The sequence below is a fragment of the Cupriavidus sp. 10L43_2 genome, assembly GCF_056395265.1.
The window spans coordinates 148,789-166,643 of record NZ_JBFTJE010000002.1 but is presented as its reverse complement, the minus strand read 5'-3'; the positions used below and the strand labels follow the sequence as shown (position 1 = coordinate 166,643).

Genomic DNA, 17,855 nt, shown 5'->3' with positions numbered 1-17,855 from the left:
CGGTGCTAGTGCGCCGCTTCTGGCGGCGTGGCCCCGGCGCCGGCTTTGTCATGCGTGCCGAAGCGCTCCACCATCGTCACGCTGGCCCGATTCAGGCCGGTGACCTCCACCGCCACGCCGTTGCGGCGGAACTTGTGGACGATGCGGTCGAGCGCCTCGATGGCGGTGATATCCCAGAAATGCGCGTGGGACAGGTCCAGCCGCACCTGGCTGACCGGCTCGCGGAAGTCGAACGCCGCTACCAGCTGCTCCGACGAGGCGAAGAACACCTGCCCGCGCACGGCGTAGCGGCGCGTCTGGCCATCGGCGTCCAGCGTGGCGTCCACGTGCAGCACACGCTGCACCTTGGCGGCGAAGAAGACCGCGCTCAGCAGCACGCCCACCAGCACCCCCAGCGCCAGGTTGTGCGTGGCCACCACCACGATCACCGTCGCCACCATCACCACCGACGAACTCTTCGGATGGGTGGCGAGGTTACGCAGCGAGCGCCAGCTAAAGGTGCTGATCGACACCATGATCATCACCGCCACCAGCGCCGCCATCGGAATCTGCTTGACCCACGGCCCCAGGAAGACCACCAGCACCAGCAGCAGCGTGCCGGCCACGAAGCTGGACAGCCGGCCCCGGCCGCCTGACTTCACGTTGATGATGGACTGGCCGATCATGGCGCAACCGGGCATGCCGCCCAGCACGCCGGCGACGATATTGGCGATGCCCTGGCCCCGGCATTCCTTGTTCTTGTCGCTGGCCGTGTCGGTGAAATCATCGACGATGGCGGCCGTCATCAGCGACTCCAGCAGCCCGACCACGGCAATCGCCACCGAGTACGGGAAGATGATGCGCAGCGTCTCCAGCGTGAACGGCACGGCTGGCAGGGCGAAGCTGGGCAGGTGGTCCGGGAAGGCGCCCATGTCGCCCACCGTGCGCACATCGAGCCCAAGCAGGGCAGCGATGATCGAAATCACCACGATGCAGACCAGCGGCGACGGCACCGCGCGGGTCAGGCGCGGGAACAGGTAGATGATGGCCAGCCCGCCTGCCGTCAGCGCGTAGACCGCCAGCGGCGCGCCGATCAGCTCCGGCAACTGCGCCAGGAAGATCAGGATGGCCAGCGCATTGACGAAGCCGGTGACCACGGAGCGCGACACGAAGCGCATCAGCCCGCCCAGCCGCAGCAGGCCCGCGCCGATCTGGAACAGGCCGGCCAGCAGCGCGGCGGCAAACACGTACTGCACGCCATGGTCCTTGACCAGCGAGGTGATCAGCAGCGCCACCGCGCCCGTGGCGGCGGAAATCATGCCGGGCCGGCCGCCCACGATGGCGGTGACCACGGCAATCGCGAAGGCCGCGTACAGGCCGACCTGCGGATCGACACCGGCAATCAACGAGAACGCGAGCGCTTCCGGAATCAGGGCCAGGGCGACCACGGTGCCCGCGAGCAGATCGCCACGGATATTCGACAGCCATTCCTGGCGGAGGGTATGTAAAGACATTGGGGGCTTGAAGCGGAGGATGGGGCGGATTGATGCTGCGCGTCATTGTAAGGGCATTCGGCTAATCGTTGACGGCTCAAGCGCCTCGCCATTGCAACCGAGTTGCGTTAATATCGGCGGCTCCTTTGCTGGTTCGACTCACCTCAATGGCACGCCCAGACCCCGCACCGCCCGTTGCTGCGCTCCGCGATATCGCCTTCGCCTGGCCGGGCCAGGACGGGCCGAGCCTGCGGGTGGATCATTTCGTCGTGAGCGCCGGCGAGCACGTCTTCATCTCCGGCGCCAGCGGCAGCGGCAAGAGTACGCTGCTGGGCCTGCTGGCGGGCGTGCTGACTCCGGGACAGGGCCGGGTCGAAGTGAACGGCACCGACCTGACCGCGCTGTCCGGCGCCCGGCGCGACCGCTTACGCGCCGACCACATCGGCATCATCTTCCAGCAGTTGAACCTGCTGGCTTACCTGTCCGTGCTCGACAACGTGCTGCTGGGGTGCAAGTTCTCGGCCCATCGGCGCCAGCGCAGCGTGGCGCAGGGCGGCAGCCCGGCCGAGGCGGCGGGCATGCTGCTGGCGCGGCTGGATCTGCCGGAGTCGCTGTGGCACCGCCCCGCGGCGCGGCTGTCGGTCGGCCAGCAGCAGCGCGTGGCTGCCGCGCGGGCGCTGCTCGGTCGGCCGGAGCTGGTGCTGGCCGATGAGCCGACCTCCGCGCTGGACGCGGATCGCCAGTCGGCCTTCATGGACCTGCTGCAGCGCGAATGCCGCGCGGTGGGCGCGAGCCTGGTGTTCGTCAGCCATGACACGCGCCTGATGCCGCGCTTCGACCGCCATCTCGCCATGCCGCACGGCTTTGTCGCGGCGCCGGCATGATGACGCTCACCGGCATGGCGGCCCGCAGCGCCTGGAACCGCCGCTACAACCTGCTGCTGATGATCGTGGCGATTGCGCTGTCGACGGCACTGCTGCTGGGCGTGGAGCGGCTGCGCCATCAGGTGCGCACCGGCTTCGCGCAGGCGATCTCGGGCACCGACCTGATCGTCGGGGCGCGCACCAGCCCGGTCCAGCTCACGCTCTCTACCGTGTTCCATCTGGGCGGCGTGACCCACGGCATGTCGTGGGCCAGCGCCCAGCGCATTGCCGACCATCCGCTCGTGGCGTGGACCATCCCGGTCTCGCTCGGCGATTCCCATCGCGGGTTTCCGGTGCTGGCGACCTCGGAAGACTACTTCCGGCACTTCCGTTACGGCGACCGCCGCGCACTGGCGCTGGCTGACGGGCGGCCGTTCGGGGCCGTGTTCGAGACCGTGCTGGGCGCGGAGGTGGCGCGGCGGCTGGGCTACCGGGTGGGGGACCGCATCGTGCTGAGCCACGGCGAGCCCGCGCATGGCGACGACGACCATCATGCGGACCATGCCGACAAGCCCTTCGTGGTCACCGGCATTCTGGCCCCGACGGGCACGCCGGTCGATCGCACGGTCCATATCCGGCTCGATGGCATGGAAGCCATCCACCTCGACTGGCAGGCCGGCGCGCCGGTGCCGGGCATGTCGATTCCGCCGGCGCTGGTCGGCAAGTTCCAGTTGACGCCGGCGCACATCACCGGCGTGCTGGTGGGCCTGAAGCTGCGCTCGCGCGTGTTCGCGCTGCAACGCGAGATCGACGAAGATCCGCACGAGGCCCTGATGGCGGTGCTGCCCGGCGTGGCGCTCGACGCGCTGTGGCAGATCGTCGGCGTGGGTGAGAAAACCCTGCTGGGGATGTCCGCGCTGATCGGCGTGGTCGGGCTGGCGGGGCTGGTCTCGTCGATCCTGGCCGCGCTCGGCGAGCGGCGGCGTGAACTGGCCATCCTGCGGGCGGTCGGCGCCCGTCCCATCGACCTGTTGATCCTGCTGGCGAGCGAAGGCTTTGTGCTGATGCTCGTCGGCACGCTGGCCGGCTACCTGCTGCTGACCGGGCTGTCACTGGCCGGCGCGCCGTGGCTGGAGGCCCGCCTTGGCGTGGCGCTGCCGGTGGCCTGGCCCCGGGCGAGCGAGCTGCCGCTGCTGGGGGCGATCATTGCCGCCGGCGCCATCGCCTCGCTGTTGCCGGGGTGGCGCGCCTATCGCCTCAGCCTGAGCGACGGGCTGACGCCGCATACCTGAGATCCATGAAGCTATTCACCAAGCCGCGCCTGTCGGCGCCCGTCCTGGCCACCGTCGCTGTCATCGGCCTGATCTGCATCGCAGGAATGGTGCGCTGGCTGTGGTGGCCGTCCGCCGATCGGCCGAAGTCCGACCAGCCCTACACGGTGGGCCAGACGCTGCCCCCATCGCCCGCCCCGGCATCCGGCACCAACTACCGCGAAATCGACTGGCAGGCCCTGCTGCCCAAGGGCTGGGACCCGATGGCGCCGTTCAAGGGGCTGCCGCTGCAGGAGATGGAAGACGGCGACCCGCGCGCGCAGGCCGCGCTGGAGAAAGCGCGGGCGTTCTGGCGCGACGCGCCCATCGAGACCGCGCTCGACGGCGAGGCGGTGCGGCTGCCCGGCTTCGTGGTGTCGCTGGACGGGGAGGGCGAGGCGATCCGGGAATTCCTGCTGGTGCCGTACTTCGGCGCCTGCATCCATGTGCCGCCCCCGCCGTCGAACCAGGTCGTGCACGTGCGCGCGGCCCAGCCGCTGGCGGGCCTGCGCACGATGGACACGGTCTGGATCAGCGGCGTGATGCGCGTGGAGCGCGCCGAAACCATGATGGGCGACGCCGGTTACGCGATGCAGGATGCGCGGCTGGAGCCGTATCAGCCCCCGCAGCCTGCACGCTAGGCCGCGCCCCGGTCACAGCCCGTCCGGCGGCAACAGGTGGACGTTGTACGGGCGGGCTTGGTGATCAGCCCAATCAGCGGGGATGCGGCAGAATGCGCTTTCCGCACCCCCGCGCTCCCAAATCGTGATGATCCGATGCTCAGACTCGAGGACCTGACCCTGTTTGTCCGCAGTGCCGCGCTCGGCAGCTTTTCCAGCGCCGCGCGCGAAGCCGATCTGCCGCCTGGGCAGGTCAGCGCAGCCATCCAGCGGCTGGAACGGGAGCTGGACCTGCGCCTGTTCGTGCGCTCCACGCGCAGCCTGCGGCTGACGGCCGAGGGTGAGCGATACCTGCCTTATGCCACCGATGTGCTCGCGCTGCTGCACGAAGGTCACGAGCGTTCCCGGAGCGAGGAGGGGGATCTGAGCGGGGTCCTGCAGGTGTCGGCGCCGTCCGATGTCGGCCGCAACGTGCTGCTGCCGTGGATCACGGCGTTCTGCGCGAGCCATCCGCGCCTGTCACTGCGGCTGCTGCTCTCGGACCGCGTCAGCGATGTGTTCCGGGAGCCGGTCGACGTGGCCATCCGCTACGGACTGGCCGAGGACGCCAGCTATGTGGCCCTGCCGCTGGCCCCCGAGAACCGCCGCGTGCTGGTGGCATCGCCCGACTATCTGGCCGCGCACGGGCGGCCGGCAAGCCTAGACGACCTGTCGCGCCACCGCTGCGTGCTGTACCTGCTGGGCGGGCGCCTCTATGACAAATGGGTGTTTCCGGTGGAGGGCAAGCGCCGGCTGGTGGCGGTGAACGGGGCGATGATCTGCGACGATGCCGACGTGGCGCGCCGCTGGGCGGTGGCGGGGCAGGGCATCGCCTACAAGTCGTGGCTCGATGTCTGCGCGGATGTGGAAGCGGGCACGTTGGAGGTGGTGCTGCCGCACCAGCCGGGCGAGAGCGCGCCGCTCAGCCTGATCTGCCCGCATCGCAAGCAGTTCTCGCCGGCGGTGCGCCAGTTGCAGGCGCTGTTGCGCGAGCGGCTCGCCCCGCTGGAGGCCCGGTTGCGCGGCATCGCCACGCCCTAGGCCCCTTTTTTCGTATTGGTCGTACGGGTCTTACTTCGATGCGACCTTGCTGATGCGGTCTTCGATATGCTTGGCGCGCGCTTCCGAGCCCGGATGCGAGCCGAACATGCTCGACTTGCCGCCATCGAGCTTGGCCAGCTTCTCGAACGCGGTGACCAGCGCCTTGGTATTGGCCTTGTTCTTGGTCAACAGGTCGAAGGCGAAGTCGTCGGCGGCGGTCTCCTGCGCCTGCGAGAACTGCGCGTTGACCAGCTTTTCGCCGAGTTCACCCAGTTGGGAGGAAGACAGCGCGGCCATGGCGCCGTTGGTGGCGCCGACCGCACTGCGCGCGGCGGTGGCGGCGTAGGCCACCTGCATGGCCTTCTTGCTGTGGCCCAGCGCCACGTGGCCGAGTTCGTGGCCCAGCACGCCACGGACCTCGTCGTCGCTCATCATGTCCATCAGGCCGCTGTAGACCCGCACGCAGCCGTTGGCCATGGCCCAGGCGTTGACGTCCTTGGTCAGGTACACCCGCACGTTGAGATTGGGCACATCGCTGTTCTTCAGCCCGGCCATGACCTTGGTGAGGCGTTTTGCGTAGTTGGTGCGGGGGCCGGCGGTCTTGTTGGTCTGGTCGGACTCGGCGCAGGCCTGGTCCGACAGCGATTTCACCTCCGCGTCGGTCAGGGTGGCGGCCTGCGCCAGCGAGGTGCCGGCGGTGACCAGGCTGTTGACATCGGTGCCGGCGCAACCGGCGAGCAGGGCAGTGGTGAGCAGCGGAAGTACGAGGAAGCCTTTCATAGCGGTTCGCGAGGTAGTGGCGGGAGTTTCCCGGGAATGGGAGGCTATGCCACTTCATCGCGGGCGAACCCGCATCCAGATCAAGGTCCGCCGTGTTTCCGCGCGCTGGCTATGGAAATCGGATTTCTGCCAATCGCATCAATCCTGAGGTAATCGTGAATCAATCCTGACGCGACTCAAGCCGTGGCCTCATGCGCGCCGCGCGGCACGAAGCGCCCCAGCACATGGCTGGTCATGCCCTTGGCCAGTTCCTCCTCGCCATAGAACACCGTGCCGAGCCCTTCCTTGCGCAGCAGCGCGGACTCGTCCTCGCTATGCGTGCGCAGCACGATCTCCACGTTGGGGTTCAGCGTCTTGGCGGTTTCCACCATCTGGCGCACGTAGAGCGGCTCCGGCACGGCAATCACCAGCATCGCCGCGTGGGCGATATGGGCCTGGATCAGCACCGCCGGGTCGGCCGCATTGCCCGAGACCGCCGCGAAGCCCGCGCGGCGCAGGGACTCCACACGCTCGCGGTTCTCGTCCGCAATCACGAAGGGAATGCCGCGCTCCTGCATCGCCTGGGCAATCCGCTTGCCCACGCGGCCGTAGCCGACCAGCACCACCTGGCCTTCCAGAAACTTGCGCTCGGTGGTCATCGGCAGCTCGGCGTAGGGGTCGCCGCGCTGCTCCAGCCGCCGCGCCAGCGCCGATCGCTTGAGAATCCACTTTCGCAGCGGCTCCACGCCGGCAAACAGCAGGGGATTGATCGCGATGGAAATCAGCGCGCCGGCCAGCACCAGGCTCATGCCTTCCTCCGGCAGCAGCCCCAGCGTGACCCCCAGCCCGGCCAGGATGAACGAGAATTCGCCGATCTGCGCCAGGCTGGCGGACACCGTCAGCGCCGTATTGAGCGGATAGCGGAAGGCCAGCACCAGCGCGAAGGCCGCCAGCGACTTGCCGAACACGATGATGGCGACCACGGCCAGCACGTGCAGCGGCTGCTCGATCAGGATGGCCGGCTTGAACAGCATGCCCACCGAGACGAAGAACAGGACCGAGAACGCGTCGCGCAGCGGCAGCGATTCCTCGGCGGCGCGATGACTGAACTCCGACTCGCGCATCACCATGCCGGCGAAGAAGGCGCCCAGCGCGAACGACACGTTAAACAGTTCGGCCGCCCCATAGGCAATGCCAATCGCCACGGCCACCACGGCCAGCGTGAACAGCTCGCGCGAGCCGGTCTTGGCCACCTGCCACAGCAGCCACGGCAGGATGCGCCGCCCGGCCACCAGCATCAGCGCGATAAACGCCACCACCTGGAGCAGCGTCTGGAGGATGGTGAAGCCGAGCGCCTGCGCGCCCTGGTCTGGCGCGGCGTTTGTGCCGCCGAGCAGCCCGGCCAGCGGCGGCAGCAGCACCAGCACCAGCACCGTGGCGAGGTCTTCCACCACCAGCCAGCCCACGGCGATGCGCCCGTTCATGGTTTCCAGCACGTTGCGGGTTTCCAGCGCCTTGAGCAGCACCACCGTGCTCGCGCACGACAGGGAGAGGCCGAAGACCAGCCCGGTGCCCAGGCTCCAGTCCCAGATCCACGCCACCAGCATGCCCAGCGCGGTGGCAATCGCCATCTGCACCACTGCCCCGGGAATGGCGATACGTTTTACCGCGAGCAGGTCGCGCAGCGAGAAATGCAGGCCGACGCCGAACATCAGCAGCATCACGCCGATTTCGGATAATTGCGAGGCCAGATGAACATCGGCGACGAAGCCCGGCGTGCCGGGGCCGATGATGATGCCGGTGACGAGGTAGCCGACCAGGGCGGGAATCTTGACGCGTTCGGCCAGGAAGCCAAGCACGAGGGCGATGCCGAAGCCGGCGGCGATGGTGGTGATGAGGGTGAAGTCGTGGTCCATGCGTCGTCTGCGGGGTGCTGCGCAAGCGGCCAGTGAAATGCTGGGGCGAGGGGCAATTGTAACGGCAGGTGCCCGGCCTCGACGGCGGGGCCCATGAAAAAACGGGCAGATTCCGGCCAGCGCCCGCCAGCGGGGGCTTGGCAAGGTGCGCCACTTCGACAACCATACACGCACCAAAAGGCGGATAAATACGAGAGGAGAGGCGGGAATGACCCAAACGAAGACCAAAGCCCCGGCCAAGACCGCAACCAAGGCCACCGCGCCAGCGGACGAGTCCCCGGCAGCCCTGATCGACGCCCGGATCGCGGCACTGGGCGACTGGCGCGGCGAAACCCTCGCCCGCCTGCGCGCGCTGGTGAAGGAAGCCGACCCCGAGGTGGTGGAGGAATGGAAGTGGCGCGTGCCGGTGTGGTCCCACGACGGCATCCTGTGCACCGGCGAGACCTACAAGAGCGCGGTGAAGATGACCTTCGCCAAGGGGGCCTCGCTGGACGACCCGTCCGGCCTGTTCAATTCCAGCCTCGACGGCAACACCCGGCGCGCCATCGACTTCCGCGAGGGCGAGAAGATCGATGCCAAGGCGCTGAAGGCCCTGATCCGTGCCGCCGTTGCGCTGAACCAGGGCAAGGCCTAGTTCCGGAATTCCCGGTTCAGGCTTCGCCGCCGCGCTCGAGCATCTTATATAGATGGGAGCGGGAAATGCCCAGCTCCAGCGCGGCCTGCTTCTTGTTGCCGCCATGGCGGGCGATGGCCTGCAGCACGGCGTCATAAGCGAGGTCGCGCAGCCGGGCCGCCGCCGGGGCCGGGGCATCCTCGGGCGCGAAGACCTGCCCGAGCGGGTGCGTTGCCGGCGCCACCATCGTCGCGATATGGTTTTCCTCGCCCCGGGCGAAGTCCTGCACCCGGAGCCGGCTGCCGTCGCAGAACACCAGCGCTTCCTCGATCTTCTGCCGTAGCTGGCGCACATTGCCGGGCCAGCGCCGCGAGGCCAGGTGCCGCGCCACATCGGGCATGACCTGCGGCACCGGCACGCCGTTGCGCTGGCAGAACGCCTGCACGAAGTGATGGAGCAGGGCGGGTATGTCCTCCAGCCGCTGGCCCAGCGCCGGCACGCGCAGCACCACGCCGCTGAGGCGGTAGTAGAGGTCGAGCCGGAAGCGGCCACCGTCGATCAGCGCCTGAATGTCGCGGTTGGTGGCGGTCACGAGCCGGAAATCCACCCGCCGCGCCTGCCGGCTGCCGAGCCGCTCGACCATGCGGTCTTCCAGCACGCGCAGCAGCTTGACCTGCATCTCCATCGGAATATCGGCGACTTCGTCCAGGAACAGCGTGCCGCCGGCTGCCTGTTCGAGCTTGCCGGGCTGGCCATGCCGATGGCTGCCCGTGAAGGCGCCTGCCGCATGGCCGAACAGTTCGGCCTCGATCAGCGTGGCCGGGAACGCGGCCAGGTTCAGGCTGACCAGCGGCGCGGCCTGCGTCCCCTCGTCATCGCCCTGCACGCCATGTGACCCCCGGCCGGCGCTGTGGATGGCCCGCGCGACGAGTTCCTTGCCCGTGCCGGACTCGCCCAGCACCAGCACGGGCACGTCGAGCCGCGCCACGGTCTCGATCTCCCGGCGCAGCCGCTGCATCGGCGCGCTCTCGCCAATCAGCAGGCCCACTCCCGAGTCGCGCTGGCGCAGCCCGTGCAGTTCGCGCCGGTAGTGCGCCAGCTGCGACCGCAGTTCCTCCACCTCCTTGTGCATCCGGCCGATGGCCTCCGGCTCCTTGAATAGGACCTGTCCGATCGCGCCGACCGTCTTGCCATCGGCAACGATGGGCACCCGGTTCACCACGCGCGTCACGCCATTCATCCGCTGAAGCTGGCCGATCTCGGCCTTGCCGGTCGCCGCCACGTGGCCCAGCCGGGAATTCGGGATGACCTGCTCGGCGGGGCGCCCCGTGCCTTCCCCAGTGCGCAGGCCGAAGAACGCCTCATGGACGGGACTGATGAAGCGGATACACCCCGTGTGGTCCACCACCGTGATCGCCTGATAGGGATTGGTCAGGAAGTGTTCGAGGATGGCGTCCGCAAACGGCACTGCGCCGAGGAAGTCGAACAGCGCCGCCCCGGCCGCCGCGCGGCGCAGCAGGATGGTCTGTTGGCTGGCATCGAGCAAGGCCAGCCCGATATGGCGCTCGCCATCGACCTCGATATCGAAAATGCGGCCGGCATGGTGGTTCTCGGCGGGGGGCAGTGCGGCCACGCCGGCCTGCGCGGCCCGGGCGATGGCCGGATTGCGTGCTGTGCCCGAGGCGGCGAGGGTCTCCCCGCCGGCCCCGAGCACCAGCGCGCCCAGGCTTTGTGTCTTCACTGACGCCATTGATTGTGTCTCCATGCGGGACATCTGAGTGTCCTCGTGCCGGACACTCTACCGGCCAGTCGAAAAAATCGCAATGAAATCAATGTGCTTCATGGCTGGCACGGGTAGTGCGTTAGCTCTCGGATAACACCCATACCCATAAGCCCGAAGACACAGAGGAGACACATGTCCTGGCAGCCGGAAATCGACGAACTGGCCTATCGAAAGCGACTGGCCGCCGAGCTTGGCGGACCCGACAAGGTCAAGCGCCACAAGGACGCCGGCAAGCTCACCGTGCGCGAGCGCATCGAGGCCATCGCGGACCCCGGCAGCTTCCGCGAGGTGGGCGCGCTCACCGGTAGCGGCCAGTACGACAGCAATGGCCGGCTGGTGGGCCTGACCCCGGCCAATCTGGTGATGGGTCGCGCACATCTGGGTGGCCGTCCCGCCGTGCTGGTCGGGGATGACTTCACGGTGCGCGGCGGCGCCAACGACGGCGCGGTGGGCGACAAGCTGATCCACGCCGAGAAGATGGCCCACGACCTGCGCCTGCCGATGGTGCGGCTGGTCGATGGCACGGGCGGCGGCGGCTCGGTGCGCAATATCGAGAACCGTGGCTACACCAATATCCCCACCATGAAGGTGTGGCAGCACGTGGTGGAGAACATGTCGGTGGTGCCGGTGGTGTCGCTGGCGCTGGGCTCGGTGGCCGGCATGGGCGCGGCGCGCGTGGCGGCCAGCCACTACTCGGTGATGGTCAAGGGCACGACGCAACTGTTCAACGCCGGCCCGCCCGTGGTGGCGCGCATCGGCCAGATCCTGGAAAAGAACGAGCTGGGCGGCAGTCAGATCCACACCCGCAACGGCGTGGTCGATGACGAGGTGGCGAGCGAGGAAGAGGCCTTCGACCGGGCCCGCCGCTTCCTGTCCTACCTGCCGCCGTCCGTGTATGAGCTGCCGCCGCGCGCCGCGCCCGCCGACGACACGCGCCGCCGCGACGAATGGCTGCTCTCCGCCATCCCGCGCGAAAGCCGCCAGGTCTACAAGATCCGGCCGATCGTGCAGGCGCTGGTCGATCAGGACTCGTTCTTCGAGATCGGCAAGCACTGGGGCCGCGCCATCGTCACCGGGCTGGCGCGGCTGGATGGCTGGCCCGTGGCCGTGGTCGCCAGCGACCCGTACTACTACGGCGGCGGCTGGGACGGCCCCACGGCCGAGAAATTCACCCGCTTCCTGGACATGGCCGAGGCCTTCCACCTGCCGGTGGTCAACCTCGTCGATATCGCCGGGTTCCAGATCGGGCTGGAGGCCGAGAAGGCCGGGATCATGCGTTACGGCGTGCGCGCGCTGGCGGCGGTTTATCAGGCCACCGTGCCGTGGTGCTCGGTGATCGTGCGCCGCGCCTACGGTGTGGCGGCGGCGGGGCACCAGCACATGGGTCGCTTCAACTTCCGCTATGCGTGGCCGTCCGCCAACTGGGGCTCGCTGCCGATCGAGGGCGGGCTGGAGGTGGCCTACAAGGCCGAGATCGAGGGCGCCGACGACCCGGTGCAGAAGCGGGCCGAGATCGAGCAGCGGGTGCGCAGCCTGACCTCGCCCTTCCGCAGCGCGGAAGCCTTCGTGATCGAGGACATCATCGACCCGCGCGACACGCGGGCGCTGCTGTGCGAGTTCGCCAACCTCGCCGCGCCGCTGCGCGAGGCGGGGGTGCGCACGTTCGGCATCCGGCCTTGAAAGCGTTCGGCAACCCCTAGCCAAAATCCTAAAAAAAGAATCAGGAGACAAACCGCATGCAACGCAGATCCCTACCTTCGCTGTGTCTCGGCCTGATGGCCACCACATTGGCCACCACGCTGGCCGCGCCGGCCTTCGCGCAGGAGAACTGGCCCGCCAAGCCCGTCACCATCGTCGTGCCGTTCCCGGCGGGCGGCATGACCGACCTGCTGGCGCGCCGCATCGCCCGTGACATGCAGGCCGAGCTGAAGCAGCCCTTCGTGGTGGACAACCGCGCCGGCGCCAGCGGGCAGATCGGCACCGAGATCGTGGCGCGCGCCAACCCGGACGGCTACACGCTGCTGGTCTCGGCCACGCACCACGTGATCAACCCGGCCATCCGGCCCAAGCTGCCGTACAACGCGTCGAAGGATTTCACGAACATCGCGCTGCTGGCCACCACGCCCAACGTGCTGGTGGTCAACAACAAGGTGCCGGCCAACAATCTCCCCGAGTTCCTGGCCTATGCGAAGAAGCAGACCGAGGGGCTGTCCTACGGCTCGTCGAGCATTGGCGGCGCCACGCATATGTCCGGGGAGCTGCTGCGGCTGATGACGAAGGTGCCGATGACGCACATTCCATACAAGGGCGCGTCCCCGGCGCTGGCCGACCTGCTGGGCGGCCAGATCCCCGCGCTGTTCCATGACGTGATGACCATGGCGCCGTACGTGAAGGACGGCAAGGTCAAGGCCATCGGCGTGACCTCGGCCAGGCGCAGCGAGGCGCTGCCCAACGTGCCGACCATTGCCGAGCAGGGCGTGCCCGGCTACGAAGCCACCACGTGGATCGGCTTCTACGGCCCGGCCAACCTGCCGCGCGCGCTGGTGGAGAAGCTGAACCACGCAGCGGTCAAGAGCATGAACAGCGCCGAGGCCAAGACCTACCTGACCCAGAACGGCACCAGCCCCGGCGCGCTCAACGCCGAGCAGTTCGGCAGCTTCGTGCAGGCCGAACTCGACAAATGGAAGCGCGTGGCCATCGAGGCCAAGGTCAAGGTGGACTGAGCGATGGCGGATACCAAGGAGCAAGCTTCGTTGTTGTCATTGCTGGCGCCGCGCTCGGTGGCGGTGCTGGGCGCGTCCGACAACCCGATCAAGGCCGGCGGCCGGCCCATCGACTATATGCGGCGCCACGGCTATGCCGGGCGCATCTACCCGGTCAACCCCAAGCGGGCCGAGATCCAGGGCCTGGCGGCTTACCCCGACCTGGCCGCGCTGCCGGACTCGCCCGATGTGGTCGTCATCAGCGTGGCCGGCACCGAGGCCGAGCAGGCCATCGAGCAATGCATCGCCGTGGGGGCCAAGGGCGCGGTGATCTATTCGTCGGGCTTTGCCGAACTGGGCGAGGCCGGCGCGGCGCAGCAGCAGCGGCTCGTGGCGCGGGCCCGCGCCGGCGGCCTGCGGCTGTTCGGGCCGAACACGCAGGGCGTGGCCAACTTCGCCACCGGCGCCGTGCTGCATTTCTCGACCATGATCAACGAGGAAGCGCCGCAGGACGGCCCGGTGGCCATCGTCAGCCAGAGCGGCGCGGGCTCGTCCATCGTCTATGGCGGGCTGCGCCGCAAGGGCATCGGCGTGCGCTACATGGTGGCCACGGGCAACGAGGCCGACGTGACCGCCGCCGAAACGCTGCGCGCGATTGCCGAGGACGACGCCGTGCGCGTGATGCTGCTGTACGTGGAATCCCTGCGCGACCCCGACGTGCTGGCGCAGGCCGCACGGATCGCCCATGCGCGCGATGTGCCGATCCTCGCCGTCAAGGCCGGCCGGACCCGCGCCGGGCAACTGACCGCCAGCTCCCACACCGGGGCGATGGCCGGCGAGGACGCGCTGGCCGATGCCTTCCTGCGTCAGCACGGCATCCTGCGCGTGAACGATTTCCGGGAGTTGTCCGAGTACGCGCAGATCTTCGCGGGCGGCCAGCGGCCGCGTGGCCGCAAGGTGGTGGCGATCAGCAACTCGGGCGCCACCTGCGTGCTGGCGGCGGACGCGGCGGAGTCCCACGGGCTGGACCTGTGCCAGTTCGACGGACCCGGCACCGCCGCGCTGCGCACCGTGCTGCCCGGCTATGTCTCGGCGCGCAATCCCATCGACATGACCACCGCGTTGCTCGGCCAGCCGCAGATCTATGGCCAGACGCTCGACGCCGTGGCGGCCCAGCGGCAGGCCGACCTGATCTTCGTCGGCTTTCCGATTGGCGGCGAAGGCTACGACTTCGACGATTTCTCCGCACAGACCGGGCGCTTTGCTTCGGCCAGCGGCGTGCCGGTGGCGGTTAGCGCCAATCAGGAGTGGGTGGCGCAGGCGTTCCGCGCGCAGGGCGTGCCGGTGTTCGACAGCGAGCGCTCCGCCATGCAGGCGCTGGCGCTGCTGGCCGAATATGGCGAACGCCGCGAGGCGGCGCTGGCCGCGCCCTTGCCGGCTGGCGTGCCGGCAGGAGTACTGACGCACGCGTCCCTCGCCCATGCCCTCGATGAAGTCCGCAGCCTGGCCGAACTCGCGGCGGCGGGCCTGCCCGTCGTGGCGCACCGGCTCTGCCACAGCGCCGACGACGTGCGCCGTGCCGTGTCCGAACTGGGCGCACCGGTGGTCGCCAAGGGTGTGTCCCCGGACATCACGCACAAATCCGAGCACGGGCTGGTGAAGCTGAACCTGTCCGGCGAGGCCGCCGCCGTGGCTGCCTTCGACGAGATCGACCAGATCCTGCACAGGATGGAAGTCCGCCACGGCGGCGTGCTGCTGGCGCGCCAGCAACGCGGCGCGTTCGAACTGGCCGTGGGCGCCCATATCGATCCGGCCTACGGCCCGGTGGTGATGGTCGGGCAGGGTGGCGTGCTGGTGGAAGCGCTGCAGGACGTGCAATTCCTCGTCGCGCCGTTCACGGCCAGTCAGGCGCGGGCCGCCATCGGCCGGCTGCGCATCGCCCCGGCGTTCGCCGCGCTGCGCGGCATGGAAGCGGTGGACCTCGACCAACTGGCCGACATGCTGGTCCGTCTGGGCGACTGGATGGTCGCGGCGGGCGGCACGGTGCATTCGGTCGATGCCAACCCGGTGATCGTCGCCCGTGGGGCGGTGGCGCCGGTGCTGGTCGATGCGGTGGTGATCCGCGCAGGAGAGACGGCATGAACGACACCATCAAGATCCGCACGCTGCGCCGCGTGCTGGTGGCCAACCGGGGCGCCGTGGCGACGCGCGTGATCCGCGCGCTGCGCCAGCTCGGCATCGCCTCGGTGGCGGTCTACTCGGACGCCGACGCGGGCCTGCCCTACCTGCGCGAGGCCGATATGGCCGTGCGCATCGGCGAGGCGGCGCCGCTGGACAGCTATCTGCATCAGCAAAAGCTGCTCGATGTCGCCCGGGAGACCGGCGCGGACGGCGTGCACCCCGGCTATGGCTTCCTGTCGGAAAACGCCGACTTCGCCGAACGGGTGGAGGCGGCGGGGCTCTGCTTTATCGGCCCGTCGCCCGCCTGGATCCGCCATCTGGGCCACAAGACGCAGGCGCGCGACTTCATGGCCGGCCACGGCATGCCGATGGCGCCGAGTTCCGGCGTGCTGCCGGACGACATGGCCGTCGTGGCTGCCGCCGCCGAGCAGATCGGCTACCCGGTGCTGATCAAGCCGGCTGGCGGTGGCGGGGGCATCGGCATGCTGCCGGTGCGCGATGCGCAAGGGCTGGCCGCCGCCTGGCAGCAGGCCCGCTCGGTGGCGCAGCGCAGCTTCGGGCAGGCGGAGCTGTATCTGGAAAAGCTGATGGAGCAGCCGCGCCACATCGAATTCCAGGTCTTGGCGGACCGTTACGGCGGCGTGCGCATTGTGGGCGAGCGTGACTGCTCGGTGCAGCGCCGTCATCAGAAAGTGTTGGAAGAAGCCCCCGCGCCGGGCTTGTCGGGCGAGGCGGTGGCCGCCATGCGCGAGCGGCTGGCCACGCTGCTGGGCCACGTCGGCTACGACGTGATCGGCACCGTGGAGATGCTGCACACACCCGAGACCGGCTTTGTCTTCCTGGAGATGAACACGCGGCTCCAGGTGGAGCATGCGGTGACCGAGCAGGTGACCGGCATCGACATCGTGGCCGCGCAGGTGCGGCTGGCCTGCGGCGAGCGGATCGACGCCGTGCTGCCGGCCCCCACGCGCCAGCAGGGCCACGCCATCGAGGCCCGCGTCTACGCCGAAGACCCGGTGCGCTTCTTCCCGTCGCCGGGGCCGCTGGACACCTTCGTGCCACCGCAGGCGCCCGGCATCCGCGTGGAGACCGGCTACGCGCAGGGCCAGCGCGTGACGCCGTACTACGACCCGATGATCGCCAAGGTCATCGCCACCGGCAGCGACCGCGCCGACGCCATCCGGCGCCTGCGTGCCGCGCTGGAGGCGTTCCAGATTGCCGGGGTCAAGACCAACCTGCCGTTCCTGCTGCGCGTGCTGGCCCACCCCGATTTCGCCGATGCCCGCATCGACACGGCCCTGACCCAGCGCGTGCTGGCCACGCCGCTCCAGACGCCTACGCCGAAGCAACCCGAAACCCTTACCGAAAGAGCAGCCTGATGCCCCAGATCGACGCCGCAGTCAGCGGCCATGTGTCCTCCATCGCCATCGAAGCCGGCGCCACCATCTCCGCCGGGGATGTCCTGATGATCATCGAGTCGATGAAGATGGAAATCCCGCTCGAAGCCGAGGCGGATGGCGTGGTCAAGGCCATCCTGGTCCAGCCCGGCGACGCCGTGACCGAGGGCCAGCCGGTGGTGGAGGTCGAGTAACGCGCCAAGGCTCCGGGGGCCTTACTCGATCGTCACCTTGCCATCCTTGACCAGCTTGGCGAACTTGGCGGTCTCGTCATCGATGCGCTTGGCGAACGCTGCCGAATCGCTGGGCATCGGCTCGGCGCCGGCGGCCAGCATGCGCTGCTGGAAGTCCGGCGAATTGACGATTTCCACGATCTTCGCGCTGAGCTGGGCGACGATGGGCTTGGGCGTGGCCGCCGGCGCCAGGATGCCGAACCACGTGCCGATATCGAAGCCCTTCAGGCCGGCTTCTTCCATGGTCGGCACGTCCGGCAGCACGCTGGAACGCTTGGCCGTGGTCACGGCCAGCGCACGCAGCTTGCCGGCCTTGATGTGCGGCAGCACCGGAGTGAGCGTGTCGAAGGACATCGTCACCTGTCCGCCCAGCAGGTCGGTGGTCAGCGGGCCGCTGCCTTTATAGGGCACGTGCAGCAGCGGGGCGCCCGTGGCGGTCTGGAACTGCGTGCCGATCAGGTGCTGGGCGGTGCCGTTGCCGTTGGAGCCGTAGGCGAACTCGGTGGGCGACTTCTTGGCCAGCGCCACCAGCTCGGCCACGGTCTTGGCCGGGGTCTTGGCGGGATTGATCACCAGCACATTGGGCACCATCGCCACGGTGGCGATCGGCGCCAGGTCTTTCTGGAAGTTGTACGGCAGCTTCTTGTAGACGCTGGTGGCGATGGTGTGGTGGACGGCGCCCATCAACAGTGTGTAGCCGTCCGGGCGGGCCTTGGCCACGTAGTCCGCGCCCACCGTGGCGCCGGCGCCGGGCCGGTTCTCCACGATCACGGGCTGGCCCAGCTTCTTGGAAAGCTGGTCGCCGATGGCGCGCGCGAGTACGTCGGTGGTGCCACCGGAGGGGAACGGCACGATCAGGCTGATCGGCTTGGTCGGCCATTCCTGCGCCACGCACAGGGCGGAGGCCCCGGCGCCCAGCATCAGCA

15 protein-coding genes are annotated in these 17,855 nt (G+C 68.9%); 10 read left to right on the top strand and 5 right to left on the bottom strand.

All coding sequences use genetic code 11. The features are described 5' to 3' along the window. Positions 1-5: 5 nt before the first annotated feature. Complete coding sequence (locus tag AC1DEL_RS03020; RefSeq protein ID WP_477125191.1) at positions 6-1,493, bottom strand: SulP family inorganic anion transporter; 1,488 nt, start codon at positions 1,491-1,493, stop codon at positions 6-8. A gap of 146 nt (positions 1,494-1,639) precedes the next feature. Between AC1DEL_RS03020 and AC1DEL_RS03015 the strand changes: the two genes are divergently transcribed. The 4 genes from AC1DEL_RS03015 to AC1DEL_RS03000 all read left to right on the top strand — a co-directional run bounded on the left by AC1DEL_RS03015 (position 1,640) and on the right by AC1DEL_RS03000 (position 5,345). After that, a complete protein-coding gene (locus tag AC1DEL_RS03015) occupies positions 1,640-2,356 on the top strand; it encodes an ABC transporter ATP-binding protein (RefSeq protein ID WP_477125190.1) in 717 nt (238 codons plus the stop codon). Continuing rightward, a complete protein-coding gene (locus AC1DEL_RS03010; protein WP_477125189.1) occupies positions 2,353-3,627 on the top strand; it encodes an ABC transporter permease in 1,275 nt (424 codons plus the stop codon). Before AC1DEL_RS03015 ends, AC1DEL_RS03010 begins: the two co-directional genes overlap by 4 nt. Positions 3,628-3,632: 5 nt before the next feature. Further along, positions 3,633-4,286 (top strand): DUF3299 domain-containing protein, encoded by a 654-nt coding sequence (locus AC1DEL_RS03005; protein WP_477125188.1) that lies wholly within the window; start codon positions 3,633-3,635, stop codon positions 4,284-4,286. A 135-nt stretch (positions 4,287-4,421) separates the two neighbouring features. Next, positions 4,422-5,345 carry a LysR family transcriptional regulator gene (locus AC1DEL_RS03000; RefSeq protein WP_441590978.1) on the top strand — a complete coding sequence of 308 codons (924 nt, stop codon included), beginning with the start codon at positions 4,422-4,424 and terminating at the stop codon, positions 5,343-5,345. Positions 5,346-5,375: 30 nt separating this feature from the next. Here the strand turns inward: AC1DEL_RS03000 and loiP are convergent, their stop codons facing one another. Both loiP and AC1DEL_RS02990 read right to left on the bottom strand, forming a co-directional pair. Next, entirely contained in the window at positions 5,376-6,125 is a 750-nt protein-coding gene (gene loiP / locus AC1DEL_RS02995) for a metalloprotease LoiP (RefSeq protein WP_454757059.1), read from the bottom strand. 176 nt (positions 6,126-6,301) lie between these two features. Further along, entirely contained in the window at positions 6,302-8,020 is a 1,719-nt protein-coding gene (locus tag AC1DEL_RS02990) for a cation:proton antiporter domain-containing protein (protein ID WP_092301184.1), read from the bottom strand. 208 nt (positions 8,021-8,228) lie between these two features. Here AC1DEL_RS02990 and AC1DEL_RS02985 point away from each other — a divergent pair, with 208 nt between their 5' ends. Continuing rightward, positions 8,229-8,654, top strand: a complete 426-nt coding sequence (locus AC1DEL_RS02985; RefSeq protein ID WP_477125187.1) for a DUF1801 domain-containing protein — start codon at positions 8,229-8,231, stop codon at positions 8,652-8,654. A gap of 16 nt (positions 8,655-8,670) precedes the next feature. On the opposite strand, the gene AC1DEL_RS02980 is transcribed toward AC1DEL_RS02985, so the two are convergent. Further along, a complete protein-coding gene (locus AC1DEL_RS02980) occupies positions 8,671-10,383 on the bottom strand; it encodes a sigma-54 interaction domain-containing protein (protein WP_477125186.1) in 1,713 nt (570 codons plus the stop codon). 165 nt (positions 10,384-10,548) lie between these two features. Between AC1DEL_RS02980 and AC1DEL_RS02975 the strand changes: the two genes are divergently transcribed. Genes AC1DEL_RS02975 through AC1DEL_RS02955 form a run of 5 tightly spaced genes read left to right on the top strand, consistent with a single transcriptional unit; the run spans position 10,549 to position 16,890 of the window. Continuing rightward, the gene (locus tag AC1DEL_RS02975) at positions 10,549-12,096 is read left to right on the top strand and encodes an acyl-CoA carboxylase subunit beta (protein ID WP_441590968.1); all 1,548 of its coding nucleotides are present in this window, start codon (positions 10,549-10,551) and stop codon (positions 12,094-12,096) included. A gap of 56 nt (positions 12,097-12,152) precedes the next feature. After that, the gene (locus AC1DEL_RS02970) at positions 12,153-13,139 is read left to right on the top strand and encodes a tripartite tricarboxylate transporter substrate binding protein (RefSeq protein ID WP_092301197.1); all 987 of its coding nucleotides are present in this window, start codon (positions 12,153-12,155) and stop codon (positions 13,137-13,139) included. Positions 13,140-13,142: 3 nt separating this feature from the next. Next, positions 13,143-15,260 (top strand): acetate--CoA ligase family protein, encoded by a 2,118-nt coding sequence (locus tag AC1DEL_RS02965; protein ID WP_477125185.1) that lies wholly within the window; start codon positions 13,143-13,145, stop codon positions 15,258-15,260. Next, positions 15,257-16,678 carry an acetyl-CoA carboxylase biotin carboxylase subunit gene (locus AC1DEL_RS02960; RefSeq protein WP_477125184.1) on the top strand — a complete coding sequence of 474 codons (1,422 nt, stop codon included), beginning with the start codon at positions 15,257-15,259 and terminating at the stop codon, positions 16,676-16,678. The genes AC1DEL_RS02965 and AC1DEL_RS02960 overlap by 4 nt, the downstream gene beginning before the upstream one ends. After that, positions 16,678-16,890 carry an acyl-CoA carboxylase biotin carboxyl carrier protein subunit gene (locus AC1DEL_RS02955; RefSeq protein WP_092301205.1) on the top strand — a complete coding sequence of 71 codons (213 nt, stop codon included), beginning with the start codon at positions 16,678-16,680 and terminating at the stop codon, positions 16,888-16,890. Before AC1DEL_RS02960 ends, AC1DEL_RS02955 begins: the two co-directional genes overlap by 1 nt. A 21-nt stretch (positions 16,891-16,911) precedes the next feature. Here AC1DEL_RS02955 and AC1DEL_RS02950 read toward each other — a convergent pair whose 3' ends face one another. Then, complete coding sequence (locus tag AC1DEL_RS02950) at positions 16,912-17,850, bottom strand: tripartite tricarboxylate transporter substrate binding protein (RefSeq protein WP_441591170.1); 939 nt, start codon at positions 17,848-17,850, stop codon at positions 16,912-16,914. Between the last annotated feature and the right edge of the window lie 5 nt (positions 17,851-17,855).

Excerpts from the sequence above, each read along its gene's own strand:
- AC1DEL_RS02950 (WP_441591170.1), bottom strand. The coding sequence starts at position 17,850 with ATGCTGGGCGCCGGGGCCTCCGCCCTGTGCGTGGCGCAGGAATGGCCG.
- AC1DEL_RS02970 (WP_092301197.1), top strand. The coding sequence starts at position 12,153 with ATGCAACGCAGATCCCTACCTTCGCTGTGTCTCGGCCTGATGGCCACC.
- AC1DEL_RS02955 (WP_092301205.1), top strand. The coding sequence starts at position 16,678 with ATGCCCCAGATCGACGCCGCAGTCAGCGGCCATGTGTCCTCCATCGCC.
- AC1DEL_RS02960 (WP_477125184.1), top strand. The coding sequence starts at position 15,257 with ATGAACGACACCATCAAGATCCGCACGCTGCGCCGCGTGCTGGTGGCC.
- AC1DEL_RS03005 (WP_477125188.1), top strand. The coding sequence starts at position 3,633 with ATGAAGCTATTCACCAAGCCGCGCCTGTCGGCGCCCGTCCTGGCCACC.
- AC1DEL_RS02975 (WP_441590968.1), top strand. The coding sequence starts at position 10,549 with ATGTCCTGGCAGCCGGAAATCGACGAACTGGCCTATCGAAAGCGACTG.
- AC1DEL_RS02980 (WP_477125186.1), bottom strand. The coding sequence starts at position 10,383 with ATGGCGTCAGTGAAGACACAAAGCCTGGGCGCGCTGGTGCTCGGGGCC.
- AC1DEL_RS02990 (WP_092301184.1), bottom strand. The coding sequence starts at position 8,020 with ATGGACCACGACTTCACCCTCATCACCACCATCGCCGCCGGCTTCGGC.
- AC1DEL_RS03010 (WP_477125189.1), top strand. The coding sequence starts at position 2,353 with ATGATGACGCTCACCGGCATGGCGGCCCGCAGCGCCTGGAACCGCCGC.
- AC1DEL_RS03000 (WP_441590978.1), top strand. The coding sequence starts at position 4,422 with ATGCTCAGACTCGAGGACCTGACCCTGTTTGTCCGCAGTGCCGCGCTC.
- AC1DEL_RS03020 (WP_477125191.1), bottom strand. The coding sequence starts at position 1,493 with ATGTCTTTACATACCCTCCGCCAGGAATGGCTGTCGAATATCCGTGGC.
- AC1DEL_RS03015 (WP_477125190.1), top strand. The coding sequence starts at position 1,640 with ATGGCACGCCCAGACCCCGCACCGCCCGTTGCTGCGCTCCGCGATATC.
- AC1DEL_RS02985 (WP_477125187.1), top strand. The coding sequence starts at position 8,229 with ATGACCCAAACGAAGACCAAAGCCCCGGCCAAGACCGCAACCAAGGCC.
- AC1DEL_RS02965 (WP_477125185.1), top strand. The coding sequence starts at position 13,143 with ATGGCGGATACCAAGGAGCAAGCTTCGTTGTTGTCATTGCTGGCGCCG.
- loiP (WP_454757059.1), bottom strand. The coding sequence starts at position 6,125 with ATGAAAGGCTTCCTCGTACTTCCGCTGCTCACCACTGCCCTGCTCGCC.